Below are 11,504 nucleotides of genomic sequence, written 5' to 3' on the forward strand. Positions count from 1 at the left end.
GACTACGAGACTTTGGGAGGGTTATTTGAAGAGATTAAAGACGACTTGGTAGAGAAAAATATGGCGCAACAGCTATGGGAAATGTTTGATGAGCTTCTGGACGTGGTTATCACGGCCATCTCAGAGTCAGGAGTAGTAGATATTCATGCCTTTAAGATGTCCGAGGAATACCAGTATATTAAAACCCTTTTTGAAGACTCGTTTTTGGTCAATCAACTATTTGACGGCGATAATGTCGCTTAAAGGCCGAAAATGGAATTTCGGGGAAAGCACTGCCATATAAGGGTTATAGATTCACATAGTTACGCTGAATCCCTTGCTATTTGGGGTGCGAAACTCGAGTTTATAGAATTCCTAATGAACGACCTTTAATGTATAATGAAGATGTATACATTTATGCAAGGAGGGCATTGTCGTTGGGAACATACAATTATGTAAACGTATCCACTGAATCATTTATCACGACCGTAGAAATGGATCACCCGCCGGCCAACACCTTGTCGGCAGCCAGCATCTCCGAGTTACGGGAGGTCTTTAGAACATTGGCTGAGGACGAGAACACAAGGGCGATCCTTTTGACGGGGAACGGGCGCTTTTTTGCCGCCGGCGCGGACATCAAGGAATTCGTAGACGCTTTTGATGACTATGATAAAGCGCGAAAAATGTCCCAAGCCGGCCAAGGCCTTTGCGAGGAAATCGAATCGTCAAAAAAACCGGTAATTGCCGCCATAAACGGAGCAGCTTTAGGCGGAGGCCTGGAAGTCGCGATGGCCTGTCATTATCGCTTCATGTCCGAAGACGCCGTCGTCGGCCTGCCGGAACTCAATCTGGGACTGATCCCTTCATTCGGCGGTACACAGCGTATGCGTCAATTCATAGGGTCGGCCGTCACGATGGAATACATTTTGACCGGCAAAAACATGGAAGCCGACAAAGCGGCCGATCTGGGGCTCGTCCAACAAGTCGTGGCCGGGGATTCCCTGCGCGCGGATGCATTTTCCTTTGCCGAGCAACTGATTGCCGGCAAAAGCATGACAAGCGTGGAACGCGCGGTAGAAGCCATTACGCGGGGAGACTACGATTCGATGGAAGACGGTTTGAAACGTGAGCAGAAATTTTTTGGGGAGCTTTTTGGCACCCATGACGGCAAAGAAGGCGTCCAGGCCTTTCTCGATAAAAGAAAACCGGACTTTCGTCAGCAGTAAAAGCCAAGGAGGCCGCTATGACTACAGACGTTACATTTTTTGTTAATGACAAAGGACTCGCAACGATCACGTTAAACCGACCGAAAGCCTTAAATTCGTTAACCTATGACATGATTGTTGCCGTTGGAGAGCACCTGGAGACGTGGCGCGAAGACCCTAACGTACAGCTTATTCTGCTGGAAGGCGCGGGCGAAAAAGGATTTTGCGCCGGCGGCGATATTAAAACATTATCAAAAGCGCAAGACAGTGCTGAAGACTTTGCGAACGCAAAAGCCTTCTTCGAAGAGGAATATAAAGTGGACCTTATGGTTGCCGAATACCCGAAACCCATTCTCGCCTGTCTCGATGGTGTCGTCATGGGGGGTGGCGTCGGCCTCTCGCAAGGGGCTAGCCATCGCGTTGTCACCGATCGCACCAAATGGGCGATGCCGGAGATGAACATCGGATTCTACCCGGATGTGGGCGCCGTCCATTTGCTGAACCAGGCCCCCGGCTACAGCGGACGTTATTTGGCTTTGACGTCGAAGACAATCAAAGCCGCGGATGTGCTCTATATCGGGGCGGCCGACGATTACGTTCCGGATCTCGCGCCTCTCGTCGAAGAGGTGAAGGCCATTGATTGGGAGACATGGAGCGATCCGGATGACAAGTTGAATAAGGTGATTGACCATCACAGCAGCGTACCGGAGGAAGGTGGAACGCTCGCTTCCATGCAGGAGGACATCGATCACTATTTTCAGTTTGATTCCATAGAAGCCATCGTAAAAAAACTGGAAAGCGGCAGTGGTTCATTTGCAGAGGAAACGCGAGAAACATTGCTGTCAAAATCACCGGTGTCCGAAAAAGTCACGCTGAAACACTTCATCGACAGTGAAAATAAATCGTTGGCGGAGACACTTGAGATGGATCTCGTCATCGCCACCCGCTTTTTGGAACATGTAGATTTCTATAAAGGGGTAGAATCCGTAATATTCAAAAAGGAAGACGCCCCCGCGTATACGTACAGGACATTGGCAGATGTATCAGACGAGATGGTCGCACGGTTTTTTGAATGAATGAGGTACGAGGTCGCTGATATAAAAAGAGCAGCTTACAAGTCTCGAAGACTTGTAGCTGCTCTTTTTTTAATACCAGCGCTCGGTGACGACTTTTTTCCTTGTATAAAATTGTACGCCGTCTTTGCCGTTCGTTCCCAAATCTCCGTAGAATGACGCTTTGTTGCCGGCGAAGGCGAAGAAAGCCATCGGCGCCGGGACGTTCACGTTGACCCCGATCAAGCCGGCGTCGATGCGGTTACGAAAATGTTGCGCCTCTTTCCCATTGGAGGTGTAGATCACCGCTCCATTCGCGAACGGCGAGGTGTTCGTAACATCGATCGCCTCATCCAAGTCGCTAACGCGGACGACGCTAAGCACCGGGCCAAAAATCTCTTCTTGCCAGATTCTCATATCTGTCTTCACATGATCAAAAATGGTTGCGCCCACGTAATAGCCTTCGTCTTTTGCTGCGCCTTTATTGCGCCCATCGACGACTAGGTCTGCGCCTTCCTGGACGCCCTGGTCAATATAGCCGAGCACGCGCTCTTTATGCGCTTCCCGAATGACTGGCCCGACGAAATTTTCTTCGTCCCTTCCGTCTCCGACTTGAAGGTCTCGCGTGGCCGAGGCGAGCTTCTCCATGAATTCATCGGCCACCTCATCGACGACGGCGACGACTGAGCAAGCCATGCATCGCTGTCCGCTGCTGCCGAACGCGGAGGCGATCACACCCTCGATCGTTTTTTCCATATGACAGCCCGGCATGACAACCGCGTGGTTTTTCGCTCCCGCCAACGCCTGCACCCGTTTTCCGTGTGCGGTGCCGGTTTCATAAACGTGTCTGGCTACAGGCTCGGAGCCGACAAACGAAACCGCCTCAATATCCGGTTGCGTCAATACACGGTTTACAACATCTTTTGAGCCGTGGACGAGGTTCAAGACGCCTTTTGGAAAACCTGCTTCATAAAACAGTTCAACGAGTCTTTCCGCCAACAAAGGCGTGCGCTCCGAGACTTTCATCACAAATGTATTGCCGCAAGCGATGGCTAACGGAAACATCCAGAGAGGCACCATCATCGGAAAATTAAACGGGGTGATGCCCGCGACGACACCCAAAGGATAGCGCCAAACTGACCCGTCAATGCCGCGGGCAATCTGCGGCAAAGCGTCACCCATCATCAAATTGGGCGCCGAGGTCGCGAGCTCGACGACTTCAATGCCCCGTTGCACTTCACCGTGGGCATCTTTTAGCGTTTTGCCATTTTCCTGCGTGATGATTTCTCCCAGCTCTTCCCGGTTTTCATTCAAAAGCTGCAAATACTTGAACATATAGCGCGCCCGGTCGGGCACCGGCACCAAAGACCAACTTTCGTAAGCAGCTTTCGCCGCTTCCACCGCGCGATCAACATCGGCTGCTGTTGAAATTGGAACTGTGGCGATCTCCTCACCGGTGGCCGGATTCGGAACCGAATCCGTGACGCCGCCTTCTGAATCAACCCATTCGCCGTTTATCGAGTTACGCGTTGCTTTTACATCTGTCTTCATTTCACACCACGCTCCTTTTTTGCTTGAAATGAGATGTCCTGGTTGCCGATGTGCTCGTAAAGCACCGACATATCCCTAGGTCCGAGACCTGCGTTTTCTGCCTCTTCATAGACTTGCATCAGGACATCGGTGACCGGCAGATGCAGATCTTCCCGCGTCATCGTCTCCTTGACAAAATTAAGATCTTTGCGCAAAAGGTTCAGCGTAAAACCGGGATCATAATCATCGTTGGCGATAAATGTTTTATAGTTTCGTTCATAAATCCGGCTCTGGCCGTAACTGACGCTCAATACATCGAAAAGCGCGTCCAGATCCATATTTTGTTTTTCGGCAAGGGCGAGTGCTTCAGCTACGCCGGCCGTATAAAAGCCGATGAATAAATTGTTGATCAACTTCGTCAGCGTGCCGCTTTCGATCCGTTCTTCAATGTGAAAAATATTCTCCCCGAGCACATTCATAAGCTCGTAACCAGCATCAAACGTCGCTTTCGGTCCACCCGCCATAAACGTTAGCGTCCGGTTGACGGCACCGACGACACCGCCGCTCACAGGTGCCTGTAGAAAGCTAATTTGCTGCTTTTCCGCTGCTTCTGCTACTTTTTTATTGTTTTCCGGCGCGACCGTGCTCGTGTCAATCAGAAGAACATCCGCGTGACTGTTCCGGATTAACCCGTCATCACCGAGATACACAGATTCATAGGCGTCCACCGAAGGTAAACTTGTAAAAATAGCATCACAGAACTTTGCCACATCTTCCATGGAGCGTCCAATTTGGCCACCCAGCTTTTCAAAATGCTCTTCCGCTTCATGATTCACATCCACACCATAAACATCAAAACCTGCATCCAAAAGGTTTTCCGACATCGGCATGCCCATATTGCCTAACCCGATAAAACCGATTTTTTTCATGATGATCCCCCCATTACGTGCAATATTTTTCCGCGTCGATCACGTACTCGGCAATTTCGCGCTTTTTCTTGATTAGGTTCTCCACCTCAGGCACATTCGGCCTTTCCCGAATGCTCGCGATCATTTTTCCCGGATTTGCGACAACAGCGGCCCATAGCCTGATGATAGCCGCTTCCACGCGTTCATACCCTTCTTCGCAGATCACATCGGTCATGAGCTGTTTGAGCGTCGCGCCTGCACCCGCTTTTTCCGCTCGCAAAAAGGCAGCGCGCATGATGGAAATGTCATTGAAAATATCGGCGGTCAATTGGGAAAATTCCTGGGCCTCCAATAAATCCTCGCGAGGAATGTCCACAAGCGCTTTCAAAATTTCAAAAAAGCGTTGTTCCGCCTCGTCAATGAATGTCGCATTTCGATTGAGGCCGGTTGGCCTTTCAGATTCCTGACTTTGAAACTGGGAAAATAAAGATTTGGCGACCGCCAGCCGGTTGATTTCATTCGTGCCTTCGAAAATGCGGCTGATTCTGGCATCACGATAGATACGCTCAACTTCATATTCCTGCATGAACCCGTAACCGCCATGAATTTGTACCGCTTCATCGGAGACAGCCGCGAGCACTTCCGAGGCCTGAATTTTGCTCGTCGCGCATTCGGCAATAAATTGCCCGACGACACGGGACGGGTCCTCCTCGCTGTTGGCTTCAAGCGCGCGATCCACCTGGGAAGCGGTTTGATACGCCATGCTTTCAATCCCGTAAATTGCGATGTTCATGTTGGCGATTTTTTCCTGGATCATCGGAAAACCAGTGAGTGTCCGTTGAAACTGTTTTCTTTCTTTTCCATAGCTGACACTGAGTTCCAGGGCGCGTTTGGCTGAGCCCATATTCGCGAAAGAAAGCTTCAATCTCGCCAAATTCAGTGTATTCATGGCGATTCTATGCCCTTTTCCCACTTCTCCGAGGACATTCTCCGTCGGTATTGCTACCTCATCGAACACGAGCGTCGCGGTAGATGTTCCGTTAATGCCCATTTTCTTTTCTTCCGGGCCGATGGTGAGTCCTTCCATCCCCTTTTCCGCTATAAACGCGGTCATCCCGGCCTCCGTGTTGGCAAAAACGACATACACTTGTGCTAAATGCGCGTTCGTAATCCATTGTTTTTCACCTGACAGGATCCAGGCTTGCTTTTCTTCATTCCAGACCGCTTTTGTCTTGCCCTTTAGAGCATCGGATCCCGCGGAAGGTTCGGTTAACGCGTACGCGCCTACCGATGCTCCCGTTCCCAGCTCGGATAGATATTTTTGTTTTTGCTCCTCGTTCCCGTAATAAATATAGGGAGTGGTACCGACGCCCGCGTGGATGTTATAGGCGACACTGAAAGAACCGCCGCCATTGCCGATATTTTCAGCTACAAGTCCGGCCACGTGTTTACCAAGCTCGAGACCTCCGTACGCTTCGGGAATTTCAATGGCGAGAAGTCCAAGCTCCCCGGCGGCTGCAAATGTTTCTTCTCCGGCTTGATAATCGTGCTGTTCCAGCCTCTCAGCGTCGGGAATCACACTTTGTTTCACAAATTTTTCCGTTGTTTTCGCGATCATGACTTCATCTTCGGACAAATCTTCCGGCGTGAAAATGTCCGGATCGGTTTGCAGATCTTCCCACCACGGCATTCCCGATGACTTTGTGCTCATACTAGCGCCCCCTTCCCTTTATCTTATATGCAATAACTATGCCACTTTTTAATACACATAAAAGGTCTTAAACAAGCGGGTGATGTGTAAATGTGTTTATACACTTATACATACAACACTTACGAAAAACGGGAGAGTTTATTATATAAAGTGGCCCGGGAGATGCCTAGTCGTTTAGCCGCCTCTGATTTATTGCCCTTCACTTCTTTTAGTACATCTTCGATTTGTTTTTGTTCAAATTTTTGTTCTTGTTTTTGTTTCTTCTCTCGCCATTCACTTAATGAGCCCGGCGCCCTTTTTTGTTCGTTAAAACCGTCGGGAAGATCTTCGCTCCGAATATGATCCTCTTCACATAAATGGAACATGCGCTCGAGGACATTGAGCAATTCCCGCACATTGCCAGGCCACTCGTACCGGAACATGATCTGCAAAATTTCTTTATCGATCGTTTTCTCTGTCGTTTCATTGATCTCACTTAATTTAGGGAGTTGATCGGCAATAATCAAGGGAATATCCTGCTTTCGTTCTCTGAGTGGCGGGATGTGCAAAGGCATTACATGGAGGCGATAATACAAATCTTCTCGAAACTTGTCTGCTTCCATTTGTTTTTTCAGATCCTTATTCGTGGCCGTGATGAGACGGAAGTCCACGGGAATCGGGGCTGTTCCACCTACACGGTCAACTTCCCGTTCTTGCAGGACGCGCAAAATCTTCGCCTGTGTTGTCAGCGGCATATCTCCAATTTCATCCAAAAATAAGGTCCCACCATGGGCGAGCTCAATTTTTCCCGGCTTACCGTCATTGCGTGTTCCTGTGAACGCTCCTTTTTCATAACCGAACAACTCTGATTCCAACAGGTTTTCCGGAATGGCTGAACAATTGACGGCCACAAAAGGACCCTTGCTTCTTTTTCCCATATCGTGAATCGCATGGGCAAAGGGCTCCTTGCCTACGCCCGTTTCTCCTGTGATGATCACCGCCGCTTTCGTTTGCGCGGCTTTGCGCCCGATTTTCTTCGCTTTTGCAATCACCGGGCTTTCCCCGACGATATCCTCAAAGTGTACCGGACCCTGCCGTACAGGTTTTTCTGCGCCTTGTTTTTCGGTTTGTTTCCCCGTCGTGTGCAAAAGTTCCATGCGCTGGAGGACTTGCTGGATCTCTGTTATGCCTTCATAAACGAGCATTCCTACCGCACCGATGACTTTCCCGTTTTTCCAGATCGGCAAGCGGTGAACGACCAATTCCTGGCCTTGCAACCGGTGCGGTTGATTCCGTTCGGGAACGCCGGTTTTTAAAACGACCGGCAAGCGCGTGTTATCAATCACATTTTCCACCGAACGGCCAATCGCTTCTTCTTTTGTCACCCCGACATAGCGGCTGTATGTCTCATTGAACAATTGGACGATTCCTTTTTCATCAACGATGGCGACGCCCTCATAGGCCGTATCAAAACTAAGCTTCAACCATTCAATCGTCTTCTGGGCGTCTTCTTCCCGCTCCCTTATGCGCTCATAATACGCCGCCATTTCCTCGCGTCCGATGACCCCTTCCAATATGCCGGTTTTTTCATGAAGAACATAGAGAGGGGCGCCATCTCTATTTTCTTTTAACGAAAAATCATCGCTAACGGCGAGAAATTCTGATTTCATGATCGAAAATATATCCGTATCCTCGTCTAAATGCACCACACAATCTTGCAAAGTGACGACCCCGAGCATTTGACCCTTTTCCACGATCGGCAATTCCTTATCCGCGGATTTTGCTATCAGCGTCAATGCATCACGCGGCGTGTGTGTGTTGGACAGTGTTATCGGCTCCATGTTCATCCATTGCTTGACGTGATTTATGGAAGTCATTGGCATCGTTCCTCACCCTTACTAAAAATGAAAGCGCTTAAAACCATCATAAAATAATTTTTCTTGTTTAACAATTGTTTTAATGTCTATACAAATATACAAAAATTTAATCATACACTTTTACAAACAGGTGATTAACAAGTCTGATTATCTTATTATCCTATCGGCATATAATTTGCATAGTAGCTTATAAAAGAAGAGGTGAATAACATGAACGCCATGCATTTTCCGAGACAAGTCATATACGGAGAAAACAGTTTGAAAAAAGTCGGCGAAGCCGCCCGCCAGGAAGGTCGTAGAGCGCTAGTTATCAGCGACCCGGTTATGAACGATTTGGGGAAAGTCGCTGCCTGTACGCATTTGTTGGAGGAAAGCGGCGTTGAAGTCCTCACTTATTTAGGCGTAGAATCAGAACCTACCGACAAATATGTCGAGAAAGCATTATTTATTTGCCGGGAATCCGCGTGTGATCTCCTCGTCAGTATCGGTGGAGGAAGTTGTATCGACACGGCAAAAGCCGTTTCCGTCTTAATGACCAATGGCGGACTTGCAAGCGATTACATGAATGAAAAAACGATCGCGGCAAAAGAAGCTTTACCACACATTGCTATTCCGACCACAGGCGGGACCGGTTCGGAAGCGACCGATGCGACGGTCATTACCCATGAGAGCAGCGGCGTTAAAATGATGATTAAACAACCCGCGTTTATGCCTAAAATAGCTATCGTCGACCCGTTTCTTACCCTTTTAACACCACCAGGTACGACCGCGGCTGGCGGCGTGGATTCATTAACGCATGCGCTTGAAGCTTACATTTCGAAAGTTGCTCATCCATTTACCGACCAGCTTGCTTTGTCTGCTTTCAAATTGATCATGGACAATTTGCAAGACGCTTATCAGGATGGTCAAAACGTAAAAGCCCGCTCCAACACCATGTTTGCTTCCATGCAAGCGGGGATGGCTTTTTCCAATGCTTCTGTCTGTCTCGTACATGGCATGTCTCGACCGCTTGGCGCGCTTTTTCATGTTCCTCACGGCATTTCCAACGCCATGCTCTTGCCTGTTGTTTTGGAATACAGTAAAAATGCCTGTGAAGAACGATTATATGAATTGGCTTGCCATGTCTATCCCGAATTTAAAAACGTCTCAGTAAGCGAGGGCTCAAACACCCTTGTCCATCGTATTCTTACCCTTTGCGAAGATTTAAACGTTCCCAACCTAAGGTCATGGGGCATTGATCATGATGCGTTTGAACGCGCGTTACCGAAAATGGCCGATGATGCCCTCACGAGCGGCAGCCCCGGGAACAATCCGAAAGTACCGACAAAAGACGAGATCATCGACCTCTATCAAAAAGCCTATCGTTATCAATATTAGAACTGCTCAATTATTTATCCTTGCGTTCCCTTCTCTATCGTGGTATACACGATACTTGGGTCATGACGACCCGTATCGGGATATATTTTCGTAGTTAGGGAGAGTACTTTGTTAAAAAAGAACAGTGTTTTTAAGATTTCTCTTATGTTAAGTATTGTTTTTGTCGTAGTTGGTGTCATTTTTTATGAATGGTTAGGGGAACAAGCGTCGATTTTTTTAGACTTTGCCGTGACTCATTTTAATTGGTTTTATCTTCTCGTCGGTTCTATCTTTGTAGCCCTTTGCTTCTATTTAATGTTTTCAAATGCTGGTAAAATACGACTGGGTAAGGATACCGAAAAACCGGAATACAGTACTTTTTCCTGGATCACTATGTTATTTGCCGCCGGAATGGGCGTGGGTTTAGTGTTTTGGAGTGTTGCAGAACCTGTCGGTCACTACACAACGCCACCTTACGGGGAAGGATCGACATCAGAAGCTGCAAATGTGTCATTGCAATATACTTTTTTCCATTGGGGATTTCACCCTTGGGCTATATTTGGAGTGGTAGCCTTAGGATTGGCTTATTTTAGTTATCGAAAAGGCTTGCCAACGACGATCAGCTCTATTTTTTATCCAGTAATAGGTGATAAAATTCACGGTGGCCCAGGAAAAACGATCGACATTCTTGCTGTTTTTGTTACGGCAGTGGGCGTTGCCAGTACGTTCGGCTTAAGCACTTTGCAAATTTCCGGCGGTTTAAATTACCAATTTGGCACCCCCGATACATTCGCTACCCAGTTCATTATCATCGGACTTGCCACCACTCTATTTATCATTTCCTCCTGGGCAGGAATAAATCGTGGCATCAAATACTTGTCACACTTTAATCTCCTATTATTATTTTTACTCATGGCTATAGTGATTATGGTCGGACCCGCAAAGCAAATTTTTGAAATGCTAATCAGTTCAACCGGAAGCTATATTGGAAATATTGTGCCCATGAGTTTGCGACTGGAACCTTTTAGTGATGAAGCGAGTAATTGGATTGGTAACTGGACAGTATTTTATTGGGCTTGGTGGACCACATGGGCTCCATTTGTTGGGGCATTTATTGCAAGAATATCCAGAGGACGGACGATTAGACAATTTGTTTTAGGTGTTTTAATAATACCTTCATTAGTATCCTTTGTTTGGTTCTCGGTTATTGGAAGTTCTGCTTTACATTTGATTCATAATTTGGGCCAGACAGCACTGGCAAGCAATATAAATGCCGATGTTGAATCAGCGTTATTTACATTTTTCGGAAACATGCCGTTAGGATTTTGGCTTAGCGTTCTTGCGATTATCTTGATTTTTACATTCCTTATCACTTCAGCCGATTCAGCCACTTTTGTGTTGGGGATGCTTAGTAAAAATGGAGACCTCCATCCATCACCTTTCGTTAAAGTCACTTGGGGAGTGGTTACTGCCGGTGCCGCTACCGTTTTTATATTAGCTGGTGGTATTGATGCAGTGAGAACCATATCCATTGTTATCGCCTCCCCTTTTACCATTATATTGTTGTTTATATGTTACGTCTTGCTTAAGGAAGTAAGAAAAGAAATGAAACCCGAACAAGCGGAACCGGATCTGCAGCGACCGCGCAACGGTCATTACCAATAGAATGACCTCAAAATGATGATCGGTGAAAACTGTCCGTATAGAGCATTCATTTGGCTAAATCTCCCGCTATGTTTGTATGAAAAAATACAAGTGAATATAGTCCAATGACACGGTTCCGTCAAAGTCCAAATATATTTGCGGATATCCGAGAGGGAACGGAGATCGCTCCGATCTTTATGACACTTGAATCGCGTTGTTATACCCCAAAAGCAGGGTGTCTCGCTCCGAGAGGGACAAGAAGC

The 11,504-nt window shown here is 47.6% G+C and carries 8 protein-coding genes and 1 pseudogene; 5 read left to right on the forward strand and 4 right to left on the reverse strand.

Annotated features, from left to right (window positions below):
* The 3 genes and pseudogenes from BLS58_RS15680 to BLS58_RS15690 form a co-directional block, all read left to right on the forward strand.
* Nucleotides 1–243, forward strand: a pseudogene (locus tag BLS58_RS15680) (IS4 family transposase); the annotation flags it as partial.
* Between the two features lie 173 nt (nucleotides 244–416).
* Nucleotides 417–1,205 carry an enoyl-CoA hydratase-related protein gene (locus BLS58_RS15685; protein WP_281241023.1) on the forward strand — a complete coding sequence of 263 codons (789 nt, stop codon included), beginning with the start codon at nucleotides 417–419 and terminating at the stop codon, nucleotides 1,203–1,205.
* A 17-nt stretch (nucleotides 1,206–1,222) separates the two neighbouring features.
* On the forward strand, nucleotides 1,223–2,260 hold the full coding sequence (locus BLS58_RS15690) for an enoyl-CoA hydratase/isomerase family protein (protein ID WP_090399881.1): 1,038 nt from the start codon (nucleotides 1,223–1,225) through the stop codon (nucleotides 2,258–2,260).
* A 69-nt stretch (nucleotides 2,261–2,329) separates the two neighbouring features.
* Here BLS58_RS15690 and BLS58_RS15695 read toward each other — a convergent pair whose 3' ends face one another.
* The 4 genes from BLS58_RS15695 to BLS58_RS15710 form a co-directional block, all read right to left on the reverse strand.
* A complete protein-coding gene (locus BLS58_RS15695; protein WP_090399883.1) occupies nucleotides 2,330–3,787 on the reverse strand; it encodes a CoA-acylating methylmalonate-semialdehyde dehydrogenase in 1,458 nt (485 codons plus the stop codon).
* The gene (locus BLS58_RS15700) at nucleotides 3,784–4,695 is read right to left on the reverse strand and encodes an NAD(P)-dependent oxidoreductase (protein WP_090399885.1); all 912 of its coding nucleotides are present in this window, start codon (nucleotides 4,693–4,695) and stop codon (nucleotides 3,784–3,786) included. Before BLS58_RS15700 ends, BLS58_RS15695 begins: the two co-directional genes overlap by 4 nt.
* Before the next feature lie 13 nt (nucleotides 4,696–4,708).
* Complete coding sequence (locus BLS58_RS15705; RefSeq protein ID WP_090399886.1) at nucleotides 4,709–6,385, reverse strand: acyl-CoA dehydrogenase family protein; 1,677 nt, start codon at nucleotides 6,383–6,385, stop codon at nucleotides 4,709–4,711.
* A gap of 119 nt (nucleotides 6,386–6,504) precedes the next feature.
* A complete protein-coding gene (locus BLS58_RS15710) occupies nucleotides 6,505–8,247 on the reverse strand; it encodes a sigma 54-interacting transcriptional regulator (RefSeq protein ID WP_245723213.1) in 1,743 nt (580 codons plus the stop codon).
* 204 nt (nucleotides 8,248–8,451) lie between these two features.
* Between BLS58_RS15710 and BLS58_RS15715 the strand changes: the two genes are divergently transcribed.
* Complete coding sequence (locus tag BLS58_RS15715; RefSeq protein ID WP_090399887.1) at nucleotides 8,452–9,618, forward strand: iron-containing alcohol dehydrogenase; 1,167 nt, start codon at nucleotides 8,452–8,454, stop codon at nucleotides 9,616–9,618.
* Nucleotides 9,619–9,726: 108 nt separating this feature from the next.
* A complete protein-coding gene (locus BLS58_RS15720; RefSeq protein WP_090399889.1) occupies nucleotides 9,727–11,262 on the forward strand; it encodes a BCCT family transporter in 1,536 nt (511 codons plus the stop codon).
* The last annotated feature ends 242 nt before the right edge of the window (nucleotides 11,263–11,504 follow it).

Origin of the sequence: Natribacillus halophilus (genome assembly GCF_900100185.1) — a bacterium.
GTDB lineage: Bacteria > Bacillota > Bacilli > Bacillales > Marinococcaceae > Natribacillus > Natribacillus halophilus.